This is a genomic window from Pyxidicoccus sp. M15 (genome assembly GCF_056858435.1).
The window spans coordinates 8,551,915-8,573,021 of sequence record NZ_CM166495.1; the positions used below are offsets into that span (position 1 = coordinate 8,551,915).

Consider the following 21,107-nt stretch of genomic DNA (forward strand, 5'->3'; position numbering starts at 1 on the left):
AGGTGGATGATGCCCGGCCTTCCCTCGCAGAGCCCCGGAGTCTTCCTGGAGCAGGTGCCCCCGGTTCCGGAGGTGGTGCTCCAGACGGGCGTGCCCGCGTTCATCGGCAAGGTGCTCCAGCCCGCAGGTGACGTGGAGCGCGTCCTCTCCCTGGACATCTCGGCCTGGGCCCAGCGCGAGCAGCGCCACGGCACCAGCTGGGCGGAGCCCCTCCTCGCCCTCGCCATCCGCGGCTTCTTCGAGAATGGCGGCCGGCAGTGCTACGTCGTGCCCCTGGGCGCGGCGGGCCTGGCCGGGGCGCTCGACGAGCTGTCGAAGCTGGAGGGCTTCGACCTCGTCTGCGCGCCCGGCCTCGCGGCGCTGGCCCCGGCCGCGCTCGCCAACGCCCAGGCGCAGGTCCTCGCCGCGTGCGCCGAGCGCGGGGACTGCTTCGCCATCCTGGACTCGCCGCTGGGCACGGGCAGCGAGGCGGAGCTGATTGCCCGGGCCCGCGCACACCGCGACGCGCTCGACACCGCCATCCGCGCCTTCGACGGCGGAAGCCACGGCGCGCTGTATTTCCCCTGGGTGAAGGTGCGGGGCGCGGACGGCGCGGGGCTCGTGCCGCCCTGCGGGCACGTGGCCGGCATCTACTCGCGCACGGACCGGAGCGCGGGCTTCCACAAGACGCCGGCGAACGAGGCGCTGGAGGGCGTGCTGGACCTGCAGGTCTGGCTGTCCTCGGCGGCCCAGGAGCAGCTGCTCGCGGGCGGAGGGCCCGCCATCAACTGCCTGCGCGCCTTCACCGGCCGGGGCATGCGCATCTGGGGCGGCCGGACGCTGAGCCGGTCCCCCGAGTGGACGTACATCAACGTGCGGCGCACGGTGCTGACGCTGAGCCGCTGGCTGGAGCTCGTCATGTCCAGCATCGTCTTCGAGCCCAATGACTTGAAGCTGTGGATACGCATCGGCCGTGAGGTGGGGGCCTTCCTCGAGAAGCTCCACCAGCGCGGCGCGCTCAAGGGCGACGTCGCCGAAGCGGCCTTCTACGTGAAGTGTGACGCGGAAACGAATCCCCAGCAGGTGCGGGACGCGGGGCAGGTGGTGACGGAGATTGGCCTCGCGCCCGTGACACCCAACGAGTTCCTTGTCGTCCGCCTCGTGCGCAGCGCCGACGGGGTGACCCTCTCCACCTAGTCCTGGCGTGAGAGGGATTGAAACCATTCAACCAGAGGAGCACCCAGCATGGCTATCGAGCGAAAAGACCCCTTCCATGGCTTCAACTTCGCCGTCGAGCTGGACGGCATCACCCAGATGGGCTTCCGGGCCTGCGCGGGGCTGGACACCGAGTCCAGCGCGAGCGCGTACCGCGAGGGCACGGACGCCAACCTGGCGCCGCGCCAGCTGCCGGGACTGGTGGGCTACTCCAACATCCTGCTCAGCCGCGGCATCACCAACGACAAGGCGCTCTGGCAATGGCGCGAGCAGATCTCCAAGGGTGAAATCACCCGCCGCAACATCTCCATCGTGCTGCGCAACATCAAGGGCGAGGAGCAGATCCGCTGGAACGTCAAGGACTGCTGGCCGGTGAAGTGGTCCGGCCCCACCTTTGACGCGACGTCGGACGCGGTGGCGGTGGAGACGCTGGAGCTGGCGCACGAGGGCATCGAGGTCCAGAAATGGTAGAGGGCGCCGCCGGGAAACCCACCGAGTTTCCCTTCACGCTCCCGCACGGCTTCGTGGGGCCGGACGGCGTCCTCCATCGTGAAGGCACGATGCGGATGTCCACCGCGTTCGACGAAATCGCGCCGCTCAAGGACCCCCGGGTGCAGTCCAATCCGGGCTACCTGGTCATCATCCTCCTGTCACGGGTGGTGACGCGGCTGGGCTCCCTGGAGCACCTCAACCCCAAGATCGTCGAGGGGCTGCTGTCCGGGGACCTCATCTACCTGCAGGAGCTCTACCGGCGGCTCAACGAGAACGGGCACACGCGGCTGCTGGTGAACTGCCCGCATTGCCAGGCCGGCTTCGAGGTGGAGACCGCCGCCCCGGGGGGAGCCTGAGCTACCCCTCGGACCGGCTGTTCGAGGAGGTAGCGTACCTGTCCCGGTATCTCCACTGGTCCTACGACGACGTCATGTCCATGGACCACCGGGAGCGCCAGCGCTGGGTCGGTGAAGTCTCGCAGCTCAACGAGCGCCTGAACGAGCAGGCCAGACAGCGCCGCTGACTTTGGACCGGGTGAAGCCGCTCCACCAGGTCCGCCCGCCCTCCACGGGGCGGTCCAATCACATCCGTCGCACGGGAGTCCGTCATGCCATCACTGGGTTTGAACGCGGCCTACGCGGCCGCCAGCGCGTTCGGGGTCCGCCTGGACCCCTACATGCCCTACAACTTCCTGGTTGAGATTGACGGCCTGCTGACGGGGGGCTTTCGCGAAGTGCATGGGCTGGAGAGCCTGACGGAGGTGCGCGAGTACGCCGAGGGAGGCGTCAATGGCTACCTCCACAAGATTCCGGGCGAGACGCGCTACCCCAACCTCGTGCTGTCGCATGGCCTGACGGACATCGACACGCTGTGGAACTGGTACGAGAGCGTCTCGCACGGGGTCATCCAGCGCCGGAACATGACGCTGATGGTGCTCGACCGGCAGCGCATCCCCGTCATGTGGTGGGACATCCGCGAGGCGCTCCCGGTGAGGTGGCGGGGCCCGACGTTCGACGCGAGCCAGGGCAATGAGGTGGCCGTCGAGACGGTGGAGCTCATCCACAAGGGCATCGTCAAGCCGGCGCTCAGCAAGGCCCTCTCGCTGGGGCGCGGCGTGGCGCAGTTGAGCCAGCGCATCATCCACGTCACCGGGGGCTGAAGATGAGTCCCCGTCCCCCCACGTCGCACGAGAGTCTGGAGCCCGCGCTGGCCGCGCGGCTCACCCGGCCGCTGATGCAGCCGGGCAGCATCTCCATGCACGTGGTGCAGCGCATTCTGGGGTGGCTCGAGTACCTGGAGCGCCGCCGTGCCCTGTCCGCCGACGTGCTGCGCCGCCGCTCGCCCACGGGAGCGCTTCAAACGGAGCAGGTCCCCATCGTCCACGCGCAGTGGACGGGTGCCGCGGCGCCGACCGCCGCCACGCCGGAAGCCCAGGCCGCCAGCGCCGCCCCGAGCGCTCCCGTGCGCGCCGCCTCACCGTCCAGCGCCGAGCCACGTCCGGCCCACACGGAGCTGTCCCCGTCCTCCCCTCTCCCGCTGGGGCACGGGCGGGGTGACGGTTCTCCCGCCCCTGAATCAGGGACCATGGCCTCGGGGTCCTCCGGCGAGCGCGGCGTGCTCGCGCATGGGAACTCAGAAGCTGGCCCGCGCAGGGTCCTCGCGACTCCACTTCCGGCGCGGCCCTTCGAGCCCGTGCGGCTCACGGAGGCGCTGCCGCCGCCCGAGCGGAAGGTCGTGAGCGCGGTCCGGCTGCCTCCGTCCCGGGACATGAGGGAGCCGACCGAAGCCGCGCGACAAGGCACGTCCGATTCCGCCGCCCACGCCCCACCACTTCCGGAGCGTGTGCGCGTGCGTCCCATTCCCTTCAGGGGCGCCCCGGCGGAGCTGCGTCATGCGAGCGCCGTCGTGGCAGCAGGTGCCGCCCACGTGGACGCGTCGGAAGACACGCGCGCCGGGGCCCGGTCCGTCGTCATGCCGCACCCTGGCGCTTCCGAGTCCGCCATTCCTCTCATGGGTACAGTGGCGGACACGGGACTGCCCAGGGTCCAGGCGCAAGCAGCCGGAGCATCCGAGCCCGCCCCTCCGCTCACGGATGCCGCGGCGGACATGGGACGACTCAGCGTGCAGGCGCGAGCACCTGGAGCATCCGAGCCCGCCGCTCCCCTCACGGATTCCGCAGCAGACGTGGGACGGTCCAGGGACCAAACACGCGCGCCCAAGTCCACCCCTCCGCTCACGGATGCCACGGCGGACATGGTGCGGCCCATGGTGCAGGCGCCAGCGCCCGAGTCCACCTCTCCGCTCACGGAGGCCACGGCGGACATGGGGCGGCTCAGGGTCCAGGCGCGAGCGCCCGGGAGGTTCGAGCCCGCCGCTCCCTTCCCGGGTGCCGTGGCGGAAGCGGAACTCCCCAGGGTGCAGGCGCGAGCGCCCGGCGCGGAGGGCGCGCGAGTCGCCCTGACGCATGCGGCCCCCAGCTACGGTGGGGTGTCTGTCCTCGCCGCGAGGGATGGCGCTGGACTGCCGTCACCCGTGACGTCGGCGGTGTCCCCACAAGGCCCGGGGCATGAGGCGGCGGCGCCCGCGCAGGCCCGGTCCGCGAACACCACCGCCCGTGGCGCCGTACGGACGCCGCCGTCACCGGCTGCAATCACCGCCTCCGCGCACGAGCTGGATATCGATTCCCTGGTCGACAAGGTGCAACGCAGCCTGCTCCGCCAGTTGGCCGTGGAGCGCGAGCGCAAGGGGGACCGGCGATGAGCCTCGCGAAGCTGAAGATCGAGTACGAGAAGAACAAACAAGGCGACTTTCTGGGCAAGGTGGAGGCGCTGTTCAACCCCAACCAGCTCTCCTTCGAGAACAAGGTGTCCTGGCGGCTGGACCAGGCCGCCATGGACTCGAAGGTCGCGGAGCGGCGGCGGCTCAACCTGCAGATGGTCGAGCCGAGCCTCTTCAGCATCGACCTCTTCTTCGACACCTACGAGGGCGAGCCCGGTAACGGGCTGGGGCTCGCCAGCCGCCTGGCGTTGTTGCGCTCGCCGCTCGCCCAGGCCCCGCTGGCGACGCCCAACGCCGTCAGCGTGGTGACGTACACGAAGCCCGTCGCGGACCTCACGCACTACAACAAGGAGCTGCACCGGCCGCCGGTGTGCAAGCTCTCCTGGGGCAGGTTCTTCCTCTTCAAGGGCGTGCTCTCCCAGGTGTCGCAGCAGTTCTCGCTCTTCCTGGAGGACGGCACCCCCGTGCGCGCCACCCTGGGCTGCGTCTTCACCGAGTACCAGACGGAGGACGACGCGAAGCGGGGCGAGCTGCACTCGGCGGACGTGGCCAAGAAATACACCGTCCGCCCCGGAGACACGCTGATGAACATCGCGGCGGAGGTCTACGGGGACGGCTCGCGGTGGCGGACCATCGCCAACGCCAACCGGCTCCAGAACCCGCGGAAGCTCGTGCCCGGACAGGTGCTCGACATTCCGCCCCTGAGCTGACGGGAGGTGACCCTTGGCTTTCTTGAAGAGCGACGACACCGCCAGCGTGGGAGTGAGAATCGACGGTCAGGAGCTGCCGCTGAAGGCCTATGCGGACCTGCTCGCCGTCAGCGTGCAGGACGACGTGGACGCGGCGTCCATGTTCACGCTCAAGCTCCTCACGTGGGACGCGGACACCCTCAAGCTGTCCTGGGCTGACGACGAGCTCTTCAAGCTGGGGGCCGAGGTCGAAATCCAGCTGGGCTACGTCAACCGGCTCTCCACGGTGATGGTGGGCGACATCACCGGCCTGGAGCTGGACTTCAGCGCGGGCGAGTCCCCGCTGCTCACGGTGCGCGGCTATGACCGCAGCCACCGCATGGCCCGGGGCCAGAAGACGCGCGTCTTCGCCCAGACGAAGGACAGCACCATCGCCAGCCAGCTCGCCCGCACCTACGGCCTGCGGCCCGAGGTGACCGACACCGGGGTGACGTTCGAGTACGTCATGCAGAACAACCAGACGGACCTCGCCTTCCTGGAAGAGCGCGCGGCACGCATCGGCTACGAGGTGGTGGTGGCGCAGAAGACGCTCCACTTCCGGCCACAGCAGGACAGCGCGCCCGCGCAGCTGACGCTCACGCTGGACGAGGACATCATCGACTTCCACCCCAGGCTCACCGCGGGCGGCCAGGCGGGCAAGGTGGAGGTGCGCGGCTGGGACCCGGAGACCAAGGCTCCCATCGTCGGCAAGGCCTCCACGGGCCAGGAAACGGCCATGGGAAGCACCACCGGCCCCAAGGCGGCGGACACCGCGTTTGGCGCGGCCACCATCATCCAGGTGGACCGGCCCGTCACCACCCAGGCCGAGGCGGACCAGCTCGCGCTCGGCGCGCTGCGGACGCTGGGGCGCGACTTCATCACCGGCGAGGGCACCTGCTTCGGCCGCTCGGACCTGGCGTCCGGGAAGCTGGTGCGCATCGACGGGCTCGGGAAGCGCTTCAGCGGCGTCTACGACGTCGTCACCGTCACCCACACCTACGCCCCGCGCCGGGGCTACCGCAGCGCGTTCTCCGTCCGGAAGAACGCGATGTCGTGAGAGGACCCGAGATGCTCAGCGAACTGATGCCCCACGCAGTCTCCGGGGACCACCGCTTCTACGGCGTCGTCATCGGCGTCGTGACGAACAACCAGGACCCCAAGGACATGGGCCGGGTGAAGGTGAAGTTCCCGTGGCTCTCCGAGTCCGGTGAGAGCAACTGGGCCCGGGTGGCCTCGCCCATGGCGGGCAAGGAGCGCGGGCTCTACTGCCTGCCCGAGGTGGACGACGAGGTGCTCGTCATGTTCGAGCACGGCTGCGTGGAGCGACCCTACGTCGTGGGCGCGCTCTGGAATGGCACGGACGCGCCGCCGGCGAAGAACAGCGACAAGAAGAACAACAAGCGCCTGCTCAAGTCGCGCAGCGGCCACACCATCACGCTCGACGACACCGAGGGCGCCGAGAAGATCAGCATCGCCGACAAGAGCGGCGACAACACCCTCGTGTTCGACACCAAGACCAACACGGTGACGCTCACCTCGGGCAAGGACGTCGCCATCCAGGCGAAGGGCAACATCAGCCTCTTGGCGGACAGCGGCGACGTCTCCATCCAGTGCAAGAACTTCTCGGTGGACGCCCAGCAGGGCTACTCGCTCAAGGGCGCGCAGGCCTCGCTGGAAGCCAGCGGCGGGCTGGCGCTCAAGTGCATGGCGGGCGTCAACGTCAACGACGGCGCGCTGGAGGTGAAGTGATGCCCGGCGCCGTCCTCAACCAGGGCTCCATCGTCCAGTGCGCCCACGCCGCGCCGGCCCAGCCCACGCCCTCGGCGCAGCGGGTGACCATCCTGAACCAGCCCGTGGTGACGCAGGCCACCGTGTATGTGATTTCCGGCTGCACCAACAACAGCGCTCCGCCCAACCCCGTCCAGGCGCCTCCCGCGCCGCCCCCGCCGTACCCCTGCGCCAGCGCGACCTTCACCTCGGCCGCGACGCGCGTGACGACGATGGGCGTGCCGCTGCTGCTGCTCGACAGCCAGGCCCTGTGCACGCCGACGGGGCGCGATGCCAGGCCCGTGCAGGCGCAGCCGCGGGTGCAGGGCATCTAGGGCGGCCCCTTCGCGAGGACTGGACCATGTCAGACAATTTCCTGGGCAACGGTTGGAAGTTCAAGCTGGGTGACGGGGCCAACGTGGGGCTCGGGCTGGAGGGCGGCCAGGTGGCCCGCGTGGCGGACGAGGAGCTCATCCGCCAGTCCATCTGGCTCATCCTCAGCACCGCCCCCGGCGAGCGCGTGGCGCGGCCGGAGTTCGGCTGCGGCATCCACAACCTCGTCTTCGGCAACAACGACCCGGAGACGCTCGGCGACGTCAACCACGCGGTGGAGGAGGCGCTCTCGCGCTTCGAGCCCCGCATCGACGTGCTCGGCGTGGACTCGCGGCCGCATCCCACCGAGCCCAACCTCCTCGTCATCCAGCTCCAGTACGCGGTGCGCGCCACCAACAGCCGGTTCAACCTCGTCTACCCGTTCTACCTGGGCTGAGAACTCCGATGCGCGCACAGGCTCCCAAGATTGACTCTCGCGGCCAGGAAGACGTCGTCCGACAGACGGAGCAGCTCGTGGAGGGCGCGGGCCTGGGCTGGAAGGCCGGCACGCCCGACGCCGCCGCGGCGCTCATCCGCGTCTTCGGGCGGATGGTGGCGCACGCCATCGAGCGCCTCAACCATGCGCCCGAGAAGCACTTCGCGGCCTTCCTCAACCTCATCGGCGCGGAGCCCCGGCCGCCCCAGCCCGCCCAGGTGCCACTGACCTTCGCGCTCGCCGAGGGCGCGTCCGTGGACGCGCTCGTGCCCGCCGGCACCCAGGTGGCCGCCAAGCCCCTCGAGGGCGAGGACGACGAGGTGCTGTTCGAGACGGTGCTGGACCTCGTCGTCACCCGCGCGCGAATCGTCTCGTTCTTCCTGCACCACCCCACCCGGGACTTCTACGCGGACCGCAGCTCCCCGACGCCCGGCGCCCCGCCCGTGCGCGAGCTGGACCGCCCCATCGAGCACAGCCTCTACGTGGCCGGAGGCGACTTCCTCACGCTCCCCGCGGGCACCCGGGTGACAGTGCGCCTCACCCCCTCGGACGCGGCGAAGTGGCAGGCCCTGCCCGTGGAATGGACCTTCTGGGACGGCCAGGACTGGAAGCTCGCGCCGGCCGCGGTCCTGTCCCAGGACAAGCAGACCCTGCAGTTCACCGCGCCCGCATCCTTCGCTCCACGGGCCGTCAACGGCGTCCAGGAGCGCTGGCTCCGGGCGAGCCTCAAGAGCACGCTGGAGGCGGACGGACTCGTGCCCTCCGTGCGCGACGTGGTGCTCAGCGCCCAGACCACGCGCAGCGGCCTCGTGGCGGAGGCGGCCTTCGCGGGCAGCTTCCCCATCGACCAGGGCCTGGACTTCCTCCCCTTCGGCCCGCAGCCGAAGACGAACGACACCTTCTACCTGGCCAGCGCCGAGGTCTTCTCCAAGGCCGGCGCGCGCATCAGCCTCACCGTGACACGCAGCGAGCAGGCCGCCGCGCTGAGCGCCAGCGACAACCCGCTGCTCGCCTGGGAGGTGTGGAACGGCACGGACTGGGTGGAGGTGGGCCGCTCGGACAAGGCCCGCGAGGCGCTCGGCGCGGCCCCCCAGTTCGCGTTCAACGATGGAACGCGTGCGCTCTCGCGGAGCGGCACCGTGGCCTTCACCCTGCCCGCGGCGATGGGCCCCCTGTCGCTCCGGGGCACCACCAACCACTGGGTGCGCGTGCGCATCGCCACGGGGAACTACGGCAACGGCATCACCCTGCAGAAGGACAGCCAGAACAAGGTGACGGGGCTGCTGGACGACGGCTACCGCCCGCCCGTCCTCCAGTCCGTGAAGCTCGGCTACACGTACGAGCCCACGCGCGCCCCCGCCGCGCTCCTGGCCTTCAACGACTTCGACTACGCCGACACGACGGGCCAGAACGCGAGCGGCTTCATCCCCTTCCAGCGCTCCAACAGGCCGGGCCCGGCGCTGTACGTCGGCTTCGACCGGCCCTTCGACAACGTCTCCACCACGCTCTTCGTGGACGTGGCCCCGCCGCTGCCTGGCGAGCTGCAGCTGGGCGGCACGGCGTCGGAGGAGCAGCCGGTGGTGGTGTGGGAATACACGGGGCCCGCGGACGCCGGATGGCTCCCGCTGGGCGCCGAGGACCCGACGCGAGCCTTCAACCAGAGCGGGCTGTTGCGCTTCATCGGACCGGCGGACTTCACGCCGCGGCGCGAGCTGGGGCAGGAGCGCTACTGGCTGCGGGCGCGGCTGGCGCGGGGCGCCTTCGCGGTGCTCTCGCGGGTGCGCGCGGTGCAGACGAACACCATGTGGGCGCTCCACGCGACGAGCGTCCACGGCGAGATTCTCGGCTCGAGCAACGGGGAGAAGGCGCAGGGCTTCGTGCTCTCCCAGGCGCCCGTCCTCGAGGCCCAGCGCCTGGAGGTCCTCGAGCCCGAGCTGCCCTCGGAGCCGGAGCTGGCCGCGCTCGCGGCGCAGGAGGGCGAGGACACCGTGACGCCGGTGTTGGACGAGGACGGGCACACCGTGGGCGCCTGGGTGCGCTGGCACGCCGTGACGGACTTCTACGGCTCCGGCCCCCGGGACAGGCACTACACGGTGGACTCCGCGACGGGCCAGGTGCGCTTCGGCGATGGCCAGCGCGGGATGCCGCCGCCCAAGGGGACGCGCAACGTGCGCGCCTCGTACCGCACCGGGGGCGGCGCGCGGGGAAACCGGCCCGCGCAGAGCATCACCCAGCTCAAGACGGCGGTGCCCTACGTGGACAGCGTCATCAACCTCCAGGGCGCCTCCGGCGGCGCGGACCGCGAGGCGCTGGAGCAGATCAAGGAGCGCGGCCCGAAAATCCTGCGCCACGGCTACCTCGCCGTGACGGTGGACGACTTCGAGGACCTGGCGCGCGAGGCCTCCACGGCGGTGGCGCGGGTGAAGGCCCTCACGCCGCGCTTCGACCCGCTGGAGCAGGCGGACCCGGACAACACGAATGGCGTGCCCGGAGCCGGCGAGGTGTTCCTGCTGCTGGTGCCCCAGGGCAGCGACCGCCGGCCCACCGCGGGGCTCGGGCTCCTGCAGGACGTGGAGGCCTACCTCACGGCGCGCCGCGCGCCGGCGGTGAAGCTCAAGCTGGGTGCGCCGGACTGGGTGGAGGCCGCCGCCGACGTCGTCGTGGCGCCGACGTCACCCGAGGGCGCCGACGAGCTGCGGGCCGCCGTCTCCGCCGCCATCGAGCGCTACCTGCACCCGCTCACGGGCGGCGCGGACGGCCAGGGCTGGGGCTTCGGCCGGCTGCCGCATGCCTCGGACCTCTACCCCATCGTGGGCGCGCTCGCGGGCGTCCATCACATCCGCAAGCTCTCGCTCGTCTACAGGAAGGCGCCCCCGCAGGCGCCCTTCGACGCGGTGTCGGACAGCACGTGGCCCCTGTTCGACGAGGACGAGGCGGGCGACGCGCTGGAGCGGGTCCTCGTCTTCTCGGGCGTGCACACGGTCCGAATCGCGTCGCCGGAGGAGGAGTGACATGCCGCTCGAGCTGCCCAGGCTGGACGACCTCGACTATGCCCACCTCCTGGAGGAGGCACGCGCGTCGCTCCCCGCGTACGACGCCTCGTGGACGGACCACAACCCGTCCGACCCCGGCATCACCCTGGTGGAGCTGCTCGCCTGGCTGACGGAGACGGTGCTCTACCGCATCGACCAGGTGGGCGACGACAGCTACCGCACCTTCCTCAAGCTGCTGCGGGGCGAGGCGCCGCCGGACGGGCAGGACCTGGACGAGGCGGCCTTCCAGACGGTGCGCGCGCTGCGGGAGCGCTACCGGGCCGTGACGCCGGCCGACTTCGAGGCCCTCGTGAGCGAGGCCTACCCGACCTCGCCCTTCTTCGTGGCCCCCCGGCCCAGGCGCGTGCGCTGCCTGGGGGAGCGCAACTGCGAGGCGGTGGGCAGCGGCAAGTACGCCGCGGCGCCGGGGCACGTCAGCATGGTGTTGCTGCCGGACGGCCCGGACGGCGCGCCGTGGCAGCAGCCGGCGGCCGCCGTGCTGGGCGCGGTGAAGCTCTTCCTCAACGAGCGCCGGCTCTTGACGACGCGCCTGCACGTGGTGGGGCCCACCTACGTGGACATCATCCCCAGGGCCACGCTCCACCTCAACGAGGACGCGGTGGTGGCGGACGTGCGGAGGGAGGCCGCGGCGGCGCTCTTCAGCGCCTTCCACCCGCTGCGCGGAGGCGTTGACGGGAAGGGCTGGCCGCTGGGCCGGAACGTCCATGTCTCCGAGGTGTACACGGTGCTCGACGCCGTGCGCGGCGTGGACTTCGTCGAGGGCGTGGACCTCGCCGTGCAGGACGCGTCGAGGAAGGAGCGCGAGGAAGGCGCACTCGTCGCGGTGCGGCTCTTCGCAGACGAGCTGCCCAGGGTGCGCATCCCGGACGACGACCCGCTCCTCAAGCTGTCCCTCACCACCCTGGAGAAGCGAGGCGGCACCTGGGTGCCGACGGAGTCATGAGCACCTACGTTCGCCACCTTCCCGCCATCCTCCAGCAGGGGCCCTTCATCAGGCCCTTCCTCACCGCCTTCGAGCAGGTCCTCTCGGGCCCGCGGGCGAGCGCCGCCTTCCCGCCCGGCATCGAGGAGGCGCTGGAGCGCATCCACCACTACTTTGACGCGGAGCTGGCGCCGGACGCGTTCCTGCCCTGGCTCGCCGGGTGGGTGGCGGTGAGCATCCGCGACGACTGGAGCGAGAAGTCCAAGCGCCAGTTCCTCGGGACGGTGGTGCCTCTCTACAAGAAGCGCGGCACCCGGTCCGGCATGGAGCAGCTCCTGCGCATCTTCGTGAAGGAGTTCTTCGACAACGCCGGGATTGAGTTCCGTGAGGACGCCGTCCAGGTGCTGGACGCGGACGAGGACGCCTCGCCGCCCATCTTCAATGACAGCTCACCGCCACACCTGTTCCGGGTGGTGCTGAGCATGCCGGGGAGTGATCCGGTGTCGCTCGCGCGGACGTTCCGGCTCGTCCGGTCCGTCATCGAGCACGAGAAGCCCGCGCATACCTTCTACGCCCTCGAGCTGCGCTACCAGGCGATGCGAATCAATGACACGCCCGGCCAGGGGCTCTTCGGGCCGGGCATCGTCGTGGGCAGGAATACCGTCCTGGGCAGCGAGCCCTGACAAGGCAAAAGGCCACCGAACATGAACTACCCACTCTCGCGGCTCCGCTACTTCAACGGGCAGTTCCTGCTGGAGAAGGACTTCACCGACCAGCAGGACTACCACATCCACCAGGAGGAGCTGCACCGCCGCACGCAGCACGTCTGGGGCATCTGCGAAGGGCTCTCCGTCTCGCTCAAGACGGGCGACGCGACGAAGCTCGTCGTGGACGTCGGCGCCGCGGTGGACGGCAGCGGCCACGCGATGCTGCTGGCCGCGGCCCAGGAGGTGACGGCGGCAGGAGTGCTGGGCGGCCAGTCCTACCTCCTGGTGATGGCCTTCAACGAGGTGGCCGACCACATGGCGGCCGGCCAGTACGTGAGCGGGAACACCCGCTACACGCAGAAGCCGCTCTTCCAGTTCATCACGGCCATCAGCCTCGTGCCGGGCCAGGTGGTGCTGGCGCGGCTGAGCGTGGCGGTCGGTGGCACCATGTCCGGCCTGGACGCGAGCGTGCGCACCTACGCGGGCGTGCGCCTGCCCGGCAGGAATGGCGCGGGCTTCGACCTGCGCGCGGTGCCGGTGGGACAGACCGACAGCCGGCTCTCCATCGAGCGCTTCACGCCGAATGACGCCACCTTCCAGCCGCTCGTCACCGTGACATCCGCGGGGGCGGTGGGCGTGGGGGACACGGCGCCCACGCAGAAGCTCGTGGTGGGCGGCAACGTGGGCATTGGCTACAACCAGGCGGGCCAGACGGCGGCGCTCGCCGTCAACGGCAACGTGGGCATCGGCACGGTGACGCCGACGGCCGCCAGGCTCCAGTTCTCCAACGACCTGGGCAGCAAGATTGCCTTCGCCGACGGCGGCGGGGGCGCGGTGTACGGGCTCGGGCTGGACACCAACAACCTCAATGCCTTCATCCCCTCCACCGGCAGCTTCTCGCTACGTCAGGGAGGCCCCACGGGCACGGAGGTGCTCAAGGCCGATGCCAGGGGCAACCTGACGGGCGCTGCCAATGACTACCTCAAGGCGCAGTTCACCTTGAACGGTGGCGGGCTGGTGACGTGGGAAGGCGTGGGCGGCTCGCTCAAGTGGACCGCGCGCTTCATCGCCATCTGCATGGGCCGGACGTCCGCCGTGACCAATGGCCATATCAACGTGGAGATGCCCGCAGTGGGGACGGACATCGCGCTCCTGAATGGGACGCGAAAGGTCACCGCCGCGGGCATCCAGCTCAATGGCTGGGAGGCGCTGTATGCCGTGCACGGGACGGGCGACACGCAGGGGCCCAACGAGAGCCGGGTGACCCTGCGCATCGTGCTCTGGGACGGCACGTACAACGCCCCGAGCAACTGGGTGCTCGTGGCCGTGGCCAACGCGGAGGATGGAAGCCTCAAGCTCGGCACGGGCACCAGCATCAGCCCGAGGAGCGCCGTCAATCGGGGCAGTGTCCTCCCCAGCGGTGTCATCACCATGTGGTCCGGCGCGGAGAACGCAATCCCCTTCGGCTGGGCGCTCTGCAATGGGCAGAACGGCACGCCGGACCTGAGGAACCGCTTCATCGTTGGCGCGGGTGCCGGGAGCAACTACCAGCCCGGATGGACGGGTGGCGTGGACTCGGTCTCGCTGGATACCAATCAGATGCCCTGGCACAACCACGGCGGCTCCGTGAGTGGCGACGGCGCGCACCGGCACGTCATCCCCGTGGACGAGGGCGCGGGGGACGGGCTCAGGTGGAGCAGCCCGAACGCCATCCGCGCGTCGACCTCCTACTTCGACAACAACGGCAATCCCGGGACCTGGGCGGTCATCGACTCGTGGGCCTACACGAAGAGTGACGGCGGGCACTGGCACGGCATCAATGGCGAGGGCGGTGGGCAGGCCCACGAGAACCGGCCTCCGTACTTCGCGCTCTGCTTCATCATGAAACTGTGAGGATGTCATGGGTGATTCTTCCAATGCCTCCCGCGCGCTGCGGGGTGCCCGCTTCTTCGAGCAGCTCACGCAAGCGTTCAAGCCACTGATTGACAAACATCAACTCCACGCCGGGAGGGTCTCGACGCCGGAGAGCGAAGAGGTGCTGCTGCTCAACGACCAGGGCGGGCTGATGCTCTCGCTCACGGAGACGACCCAGGCGCTCGACGTGCGTGTGTTCAAGGTGACCGAGGACGGCGGCATCCCGAGCCCCACGAATCAGCAGCACAGCGTCCCGCTCAGCTTCTTCCTTCCGGCCAGCGACGCCCAGGCCGCCGCGCTCCTCGCAACGCCATACACGCCCGAGGGTGAGGTGCTCGAGCAGTACGCGCGCGTGGTGGACACCTACGCGTCGAAGGTCCTTGCGGGAGATTCCAAGGTCTTCAAGGCGGCGCACACCCGGCGCACGAAGGCCCCATCGGGAGTGGTGCCAGACGCGGCCCGCACCAAGGAGGTCACCTTCCCTCCCGCCGGGGACACGTCCGCGGCGAACGCCCCGCCGGGCTTCCCGGAGCAGGCCGCGCGCGCGTTCGCCTTCCTGGCGCGCCAGGGCTTCCAGGTGGCGGGGCTGGGCTCCAGCAAGGAGCAGGACGTCATCCTGTTCACCGGTGGCGCGACGGCCGTCGAGGTCCGCCACGACAAGAAGCACGGACTGCTCAGGGTCGGCCTCGTCATGCGGGAGACGGAGGACTGGGCGCTGGAGGCGATAGAGAGCGCCAGCATCCCGCTCGCGTCGGTGCTCGGCCTGGCCCGGCCCGACCTGAAGGTCTCCCCTCCCCGCGTCGAGCCGTCACAGGTGGGCGAGCGGCTGGACGAGTATGCGAAGGCGCTGGAGGCGTGCGCGTCCTTCGTCCTGAAGGACGACTCCCCCATCCTGGCCGAGGCCTACCGCCGCATGCGGCAGGGCCTGGGCGTGTAGCCCGAGGACCGCCATGTCAGCCTTCGCCACCTCGCGCGAACACGTCCTCGCGGAGCTTCATCGCGCGGAGCTCCTCCTGCGCGTCCAGGCCGAGCGGCTCCAGCAGTCCCCTGAAGCCCCGAAGTCCTCCGAGCCGGTGGACCTCGCCCAGGCGGACGCCCTGGTGGAGCAGCTGGGCAGCGACATCTCCGCGCGCGTCCGCGAGAGTGCCGCCCAGGGCATCTCCCTGCGGCTGGAGACGCTGGCCCACGGCTTCGGCCTCAGCCGCTTCGACGTGGAGGTGCTCCTGGCCGCGCTCCTTCCGGAGCTCGAGCGCCGGGTGGGTGAGCTCTACGCCCAGCTCCAGGGTTACGAGAACAAGCGGCTGCCGAGCGTCGACGTGCTCCTCGGGCTGCTCGCCACGGACGCCGAGCTGCGGAGCATCGCGCGCGCCCGCTTCACCCCGGACGCGCCGCTGCTGCGCCACGGCCTCGTGCACCTGCTCCCGGAGGCGCCCGGGGCCCCACTGCTCGCGCGGGCCGTCAAGGTGGACGAGCGCATCATCGAGTTCCTGCAGGACTCCGACGCGCCCGACGCGCGGCTGACGCTGTTCACCCGGCTCGCCGGGCCCCAGGTCCACCTCGACGGCCTCATCCTCCCGGACGCGCTCAAGGAGCGGCTGAGCCGCTTCGCCCGACAGCAGGACGGACGGGGAGGCCCGGCGCCCATCATCTCGCTGACGGGGCCCTCCGGCGTGGGGAAGCAGGCCACCGCCGAGGCGCTCTGCCAGGAGCAGGGGCTGCCCATGCTGGTGGTCGACTGCGCGGTGCTCGCCGCCGCGGGCCAGGAACTGCCGGGAGTGCTTCTGTCCCTGCTCGGGCGCGAGGCCATCCTTCAAAGCGCGGCGCTGTTCTGGAAGGGCTCCGACGCGCTCGCCAGCGAGGCCCCACCGCTCTTGCGTACCGCGTTCCTGGAGGCGCTCGCGGCCCACCCGGGTCCGAGCTTCCTGTCGGGCCGCCTGGGGCTCGAGCCGAAGGGCGTCCTGGGTGGACGCGCCTTCATCCAGGTGGAGCTGCCCAGACCGGGCGTCCCGGAGCAGCGCCGGCTGTGGGAGGCCGCTCTGGCCGGAGCCCCCGTCAGCGCCTCCGTGGACTTCGAGATGCTCACCAGCACCTTCCGGCTCACGGGCGAGCAGATTCGCGACGCCGCCGCCGCCGCGAGGAACCTGGCGCGCTTCCGGGAGCCCGCGCGGGACACCGTCACGCAAGAGGACCTGGCCACCGCGTGCCGGACACAGTCGACCCCCCGGCTCAGCACCCTGGCGCGCAAGGTCGGCTCGCGAGCGCGCTGGGACGACGTGGTGCTGCCGCCGGAGCGCAAGGAGCTGCTCGAGGAGATCAGCCTGCACGTGCAGCACCGGGGCCGCGTCATGGGCGCCTGGGGCTTCGACGACAAGCTGACGTCGGGCAAGGGCATCAGCGCGCTGTTCAGCGGCCCACCCGGCACGGGCAAGACGATGGCGGCGGGCGCCCTCGCCGGAGCGCTCGGCCTGGACCTGTACCAGGTGGACCTGTCCGCGGTCGTCAGCAAGTACATCGGCGAGACGGAGAAGCAGCTCGGACGCCTGTTCGACGAGGCCGAAGGGTCCAGCGCCGTCCTCTTCTTCGACGAGGCCGATGCGCTGTTCGGCAAGCGCACCGAAGTGAATGACTCACATGACCGCAACGCCAACCTGGAAACGAGCTACCTGCTCCAGCGCATCGAGGCCTACGACGGGCTCGTCATCCTGGCGACGAACTTCAGCAAGAACATGGACGAGGCCTTCGTGCGCCGCTTCCGCTTCATCATCGACTTCCCCCTGCCGGGGGAAGAGGAGCGGCGCCACATCTGGGAGCGCATCTTTCCCACGGGCGTGCCGCGGGGCGCGGACCTGGACCTCGACTTCCTGGCCCGGCGCTTCGAGCTGGCGGGCGCGTACATCCGCAACATCGCGCTGCGGGCGGCGTTCCTGGCGGCGGCCGAGGGCGAGGGCGTCTGGCTGCGCCACGTCCTGAGCGCGGCCCGGCGCGAGTATCAGAAGATGGGCAAGGTGATGGACGGCTCGCACTTCGCCCCTCCAGCGGCACAGTGAAGCAGTGCATTGAAACACCGCAGACAGGCCCGCCCCGGGAGAAAGCCAGCGCATGCTCCAGTCATTCCTCACAGGCATCAAGAACAATCCAGGAGCCACCCAGCTCCTACGCAAGCAGCTTTTTGAGATGCAAAAGCGGTATCTCATCATCCTGGGAGAAAACCAGAAGGGGCGCGTCAAACCCATGGCGGAGCAGCTGGGCGCCAAGGAAATCTCGCAGGACTGGCCAGCGGATCTGCCCACGACCAATCCGGATGGCTCGCGCCTGAGCAAGGCGCAGATCCAGCAGAACATGGATTTCAACCAGAAGTGGATTCAAAAGCAGATCGGGCTGGGCGAGGACGCCATCGACACTGGCAAGGACCCCAAACGCTTCGGCCTCAGCAATTTCCTCAAGATGGAACGCGGGGAGCTGGAGAAGGCCCAGTACACCAACGAGCCCATGGACAGCTGGACCGACAAGGACGGAAAGACGCATCAACTCCCCCAGGGGAGCACCTACTGGAGGCCGCCTGCAAAAAAGCAGTAGTCCCGGGCAAGGGCTGGCCACCGGGCGGCTCGAGCTGGAACCGGTAGCCGAGTCCCACGCCCGCGTGCTGCTGGACGGCCTGGGCGACCCCTTCCTCTACCGCTTCATGAAGGGCGCCCGGCCGCCCAGGCTTCGCGGCCTGGCGGCGATGTTCCGGGCCTTGGAGACGGGGGCACGAGCGGCCCCCGGAGCGCGGCTCATGTGGGCGGCCTTCGCGCGGGCGGAGCGGTGCTACGTGGGCCTGCTCGAGGTGACGCTGCACGAGGGCGGGCGCGCGGAGCTGGGGTACATCATCTTCTCGCGCTTCTGGCGGCGCGGCTTCGGACAGGAGGCGTGCCGGTGCCTCCTCCAGCATCTCGTGGAGGCGCATGCGCCGCGCGTCATCACACTCGACACCTCCGTGGAGAACGCCGCCGCGCGCAGGCTCGCGGAGCGCCTGGGCTTCCGCGAGGTCGCGCCCACGGACGTCCTGCACGAGGGGCTCGGGGAAGGGTTGAGGCGCTACGCGCTCGACCCTCACGCCCAACCCGCGACGTAACGACAGACATGCGCGGCATGTGACGGAGCGCATCTCCTTGCGTCGCGTCAACCTTCCACCACGCGGCGGAATGTCAGACCCAGAACGAAGATGGAGCCACGGCCCCACCGGCCGCCTCGGTGCTCGCGATGCATACTTCGTGTGATTCTTTCTGGGAGCTCTGGCAGGACCACAGTGAGTATTTGTTCCGCCGGAGCCTGCGGATGATGAAAGGCAATCAGGCGGAAGCCGAGGACGTATTCAGCGCGACGATGCTCCGTGCCCATGAGTCCTTTCCCAGGCAGACCGGTCAGGTCATCAACGCCAGGGCCTGGCTGGCCCGGCTGCTCTACAACATCTGTGTGGATGCCTACCGCCGGCGGCGCTGCCAGGAGACCGCCGAGGTAGAGGGCGGGAAGTCCCTGAGCGAGCCCCAGGAGGCGGGCGCCCCGTCCCCGGAGACGTTGCTGCTGCGGCGGGAGCTGGGCAACCAGCTGCGCCAGCACATCCTCGCGCTGCCTCCCAGCCTGCGCGGGCCCTCCACCCTGCGCTTCCTGGAGGAGAAGTCCTACGACGACATTGCCTTGGAGCTGGGCATGACGAACTGCAACGTGCGCAAGCGCATCCAGCACTCCTACGGTCTGCTGCGCACGCGGCTGGGCGGCGTGTGAGTGCGCCCGGTACGGGCTCGGGTCGCTTCGCGACGTGCGTCAGCGTCGTTTCCTGAGGCGCGTCAGCTCCCCCGATGCGCGCCGGCTCGCGCTGCGCCCGGACGGCCCCGAGTCCCTGGTGGAGCTGGAGGTGCAGGCCACGCCCCGCCAGCTCCGCCTGGACATCCGCCCACCGCCGCGGCCTCCGGATGCACCCTCGGAGAAGGCGGACGCCGGCACGGACGACGACGACGAGGACGCGCTGGACCTGGACACGTGGGAGCCGCGCCGCCGCCGTGTCGCGGGCGCGAAGCTGGAGGCTGCCAGCCAGGCCGGCGCGGTGCGGCTGTCCCCGCTGGCGCTGGAGACCCTGCTCGACCAGGCCAGGCTGAAGCAGGCCCGACCCGAGGAGGCGCCGTCGCCCCGAGGGAGCGGTGCCGCCTTCGGCTCGGCGCTCCGATTCGCCCTTCCGCACATCAGCGGTAGGCGCGAGGGCGCGCGAGGCTATCATTTCATGTAGCCTCGTTGCTTGGGGGAGTGGCTACGACATGCTCATCATCAGGACAGCGCAGCTCGATGCCTTCGCGGTCATGCGGCGAAAGCAGTTTCTGGATGACCTCCGCCTGCACCTGCGCGCCCATTTCCCCGATGAGCTGGCCGGGCTCGACGACGACGCGTTGGAGGTCCAGCTGTCACACACCCTCGACAACGCGGCACGCTACGGGCTGACGTCACACCAGGATTGCTATCGCTATGCGAACCTGGCCGTGACCCATGGCTGGGATTTCGATTCGGCGCCCGCCCAGGCCTGGATGGTGCGTCGCCTCACCGACCCCCAGGTGACGAGTCCCAGTGAGCGACTGAGGTTGCTGGTGGACGAATGCCTCCACCGCAAGCGAGTGGAGGCCGCCAACCGCCGCCTGCGGGCGGAGTTCGCCGAGTCCCCTGACAGTGGAGAACGCCATGAGTCCCGCGACGTCTGACAGGCTGCGGAGTGCGGATGAAGCCGCGACGAATCAGAGCGCCCAGCACGTGGGGAATGTCACCAGCCCGTGTCCCCTGCCCAGGTGGGCCCTGGAGGCGCGGGTGGTTGGCGAGGACGACCAACCCCTGCCGGGAGTGGCCGCCGAGCTGCGTCAGCACGACGGCACGGTGCTGCGCGGCAGGACGGACCGGGCGGGAAGCGTCCGGTTCGAGAGCCTGCCCCAGGGAGGCTACCAGCTGAGCCTGAGTGAGCTGGACCAGGAGCTGTGGGGGCTCGAGAAGACCGAGCCCCTCCCGGCGGCGACCCTCCAGGGGACGAGTCCTGCCGCGTGGCACCCCGCCGCGCCCAGGGCCCCGGGTACCCCTGTCGAGCACGTCGTCCAGGAGGGCGAGTGCATCTCCAAGCTGGCCGAGCGGTTCGGCCTGCTCCCGGACACGCTCTGGGAGCTCCCCGCGAATGCCGAGCTGAAGCAGGCGCGCAAGGCACGCAACATCCTGCACCCGGGCGACAAGGTGGTCATCCCGGCACGCCGGGACAAAGCGATCACCGTGGAAACGGGCAACCGCTACCACGTGAAGCGAAAGAGTGCGTCGGCGCTCCTCCGGGTCCGCTTCCTCGGGAGCGACGGCACCGCGAGGGCGGACGTGCCCTACCTCCTCCACGTCGAGACCGAGGACTCACAGGTGCTCGAGGACCGCACGGGGGTGACGAGCGCGGACGGGTTCGTGAGCGAGCAGGTCCCTCCGCTTGCGACGCTGGCCACGCTCACCCTGGGCAAGGGCGACGACCAGGAACAGTACGAGCTGCGAATCGGCCGTCTCGCGCCGCTGGACACGGTGCGCGGGGTGCAGGAGCGGCTCAACGGCCTGGGCTACTTCTGCCAGGGCGAGGAGGGCGAGCTGGGAGAGCTGACCCAGGAGGCGCTCCGCATGTTCCAGTTGGAGCACGGCCTGGAGGCCACGGGGCGGCTCGACGACACCACCACGGCGGCGCTGAAGGCGCTGTTCCTGTCCTGA

The 21,107-nt window shown here is 70.2% G+C and carries 23 protein-coding genes; all 23 read left to right on the forward strand.

What is annotated here, in order from left to right; translation table 11 throughout:
• Positions 1–6 precede the first annotated feature (6 nt).
• On the forward strand, positions 7–1,176 hold the full coding sequence (locus ACX9TP_RS31745; RefSeq protein WP_482974384.1) for a phage tail sheath family protein: 1,170 nt from the start codon (positions 7–9) through the stop codon (positions 1,174–1,176).
• A 48-nt stretch (positions 1,177–1,224) separates the two neighbouring features.
• Positions 1,225–1,665 (forward strand): phage tail protein, encoded by a 441-nt coding sequence (locus tag ACX9TP_RS31750; RefSeq protein ID WP_482974385.1) that lies wholly within the window; start codon positions 1,225–1,227, stop codon positions 1,663–1,665.
• Entirely contained in the window at positions 1,659–2,042 is a 384-nt protein-coding gene (locus ACX9TP_RS31755) for a hypothetical protein (RefSeq protein ID WP_482974386.1), read from the forward strand. Before ACX9TP_RS31750 ends, ACX9TP_RS31755 begins: the two co-directional genes overlap by 7 nt.
• Entirely contained in the window at positions 1,994–2,209 is a 216-nt protein-coding gene (locus tag ACX9TP_RS31760) for a DUF6760 family protein (RefSeq protein ID WP_482974387.1), read from the forward strand. The genes ACX9TP_RS31755 and ACX9TP_RS31760 overlap by 49 nt, the downstream gene beginning before the upstream one ends.
• A gap of 84 nt (positions 2,210–2,293) precedes the next feature.
• Positions 2,294–2,845, forward strand: a complete 552-nt coding sequence (locus ACX9TP_RS31765) for a phage tail protein (protein ID WP_482974388.1) — start codon at positions 2,294–2,296, stop codon at positions 2,843–2,845.
• Positions 2,846–2,847: 2 nt separating this feature from the next.
• On the forward strand, positions 2,848–4,446 hold the full coding sequence (locus ACX9TP_RS31770) for a hypothetical protein (protein ID WP_482974389.1): 1,599 nt from the start codon (positions 2,848–2,850) through the stop codon (positions 4,444–4,446).
• Complete coding sequence (locus tag ACX9TP_RS31775; RefSeq protein ID WP_482974390.1) at positions 4,443–5,174, forward strand: CIS tube protein; 732 nt, start codon at positions 4,443–4,445, stop codon at positions 5,172–5,174. The genes ACX9TP_RS31770 and ACX9TP_RS31775 overlap by 4 nt, the downstream gene beginning before the upstream one ends.
• A gap of 13 nt (positions 5,175–5,187) precedes the next feature.
• Positions 5,188–6,249: a phage late control D family protein gene (locus ACX9TP_RS31780; RefSeq protein ID WP_482974391.1), complete on the forward strand. Its 1,062-nt coding sequence runs from the start codon at positions 5,188–5,190 to the stop codon at positions 6,247–6,249.
• Between the two features lie 11 nt (positions 6,250–6,260).
• Positions 6,261–6,941, forward strand: a complete 681-nt coding sequence (locus tag ACX9TP_RS31785; RefSeq protein WP_482974392.1) for a phage baseplate assembly protein V — start codon at positions 6,261–6,263, stop codon at positions 6,939–6,941.
• Positions 6,941–7,294, forward strand: a complete 354-nt coding sequence (locus tag ACX9TP_RS31790) for a hypothetical protein (protein WP_482974393.1) — start codon at positions 6,941–6,943, stop codon at positions 7,292–7,294. Before ACX9TP_RS31785 ends, ACX9TP_RS31790 begins: the two co-directional genes overlap by 1 nt.
• Before the next feature lie 26 nt (positions 7,295–7,320).
• Complete coding sequence (locus tag ACX9TP_RS31795) at positions 7,321–7,728, forward strand: GPW/gp25 family protein (RefSeq protein WP_482974394.1); 408 nt, start codon at positions 7,321–7,323, stop codon at positions 7,726–7,728.
• A gap of 8 nt (positions 7,729–7,736) precedes the next feature.
• The gene (locus ACX9TP_RS31800) at positions 7,737–10,778 is read left to right on the forward strand and encodes a putative baseplate assembly protein (protein WP_482974395.1); all 3,042 of its coding nucleotides are present in this window, start codon (positions 7,737–7,739) and stop codon (positions 10,776–10,778) included.
• A 1-nt stretch (position 10,779) separates the two neighbouring features.
• The gene (locus ACX9TP_RS31805; RefSeq protein WP_482974396.1) at positions 10,780–11,763 is read left to right on the forward strand and encodes a hypothetical protein; all 984 of its coding nucleotides are present in this window, start codon (positions 10,780–10,782) and stop codon (positions 11,761–11,763) included.
• Positions 11,760–12,425 carry a phage tail protein gene (locus tag ACX9TP_RS31810; RefSeq protein WP_482974397.1) on the forward strand — a complete coding sequence of 222 codons (666 nt, stop codon included), beginning with the start codon at positions 11,760–11,762 and terminating at the stop codon, positions 12,423–12,425. Before ACX9TP_RS31805 ends, ACX9TP_RS31810 begins: the two co-directional genes overlap by 4 nt.
• Positions 12,426–12,446: 21 nt before the next feature.
• The gene (locus ACX9TP_RS31815; protein WP_482974398.1) at positions 12,447–14,342 is read left to right on the forward strand and encodes a hypothetical protein; all 1,896 of its coding nucleotides are present in this window, start codon (positions 12,447–12,449) and stop codon (positions 14,340–14,342) included.
• A gap of 7 nt (positions 14,343–14,349) precedes the next feature.
• The gene (locus ACX9TP_RS31820) at positions 14,350–15,300 is read left to right on the forward strand and encodes a hypothetical protein (protein ID WP_482974399.1); all 951 of its coding nucleotides are present in this window, start codon (positions 14,350–14,352) and stop codon (positions 15,298–15,300) included.
• Between the two features lie 13 nt (positions 15,301–15,313).
• Positions 15,314–17,410, forward strand: coding sequence for an AAA family ATPase (locus ACX9TP_RS31825; RefSeq protein ID WP_482974400.1), 2,097 nt, complete (start codon positions 15,314–15,316; stop codon positions 17,408–17,410).
• Positions 17,411–17,462: 52 nt separating this feature from the next.
• Entirely contained in the window at positions 17,463–17,939 is a 477-nt protein-coding gene (locus ACX9TP_RS31830) for a hypothetical protein (RefSeq protein WP_482974401.1), read from the forward strand.
• A gap of 64 nt (positions 17,940–18,003) precedes the next feature.
• Positions 18,004–18,477, forward strand: coding sequence for a GNAT family N-acetyltransferase (locus tag ACX9TP_RS31835; RefSeq protein ID WP_482974402.1), 474 nt, complete (start codon positions 18,004–18,006; stop codon positions 18,475–18,477).
• Between the two features lie 203 nt (positions 18,478–18,680).
• The gene (locus tag ACX9TP_RS31840; protein WP_482974403.1) at positions 18,681–19,127 is read left to right on the forward strand and encodes an RNA polymerase sigma factor; all 447 of its coding nucleotides are present in this window, start codon (positions 18,681–18,683) and stop codon (positions 19,125–19,127) included.
• A 34-nt stretch (positions 19,128–19,161) separates the two neighbouring features.
• On the forward strand, positions 19,162–19,626 hold the full coding sequence (locus ACX9TP_RS31845; RefSeq protein WP_482974404.1) for a hypothetical protein: 465 nt from the start codon (positions 19,162–19,164) through the stop codon (positions 19,624–19,626).
• Positions 19,627–19,654: 28 nt separating this feature from the next.
• The gene (locus ACX9TP_RS31850) at positions 19,655–20,089 is read left to right on the forward strand and encodes a hypothetical protein (RefSeq protein WP_482974405.1); all 435 of its coding nucleotides are present in this window, start codon (positions 19,655–19,657) and stop codon (positions 20,087–20,089) included.
• Positions 20,070–21,107, forward strand: a complete 1,038-nt coding sequence (locus tag ACX9TP_RS31855) for a peptidoglycan-binding protein (protein WP_482974406.1) — start codon at positions 20,070–20,072, stop codon at positions 21,105–21,107. The genes ACX9TP_RS31850 and ACX9TP_RS31855 overlap by 20 nt, the downstream gene beginning before the upstream one ends.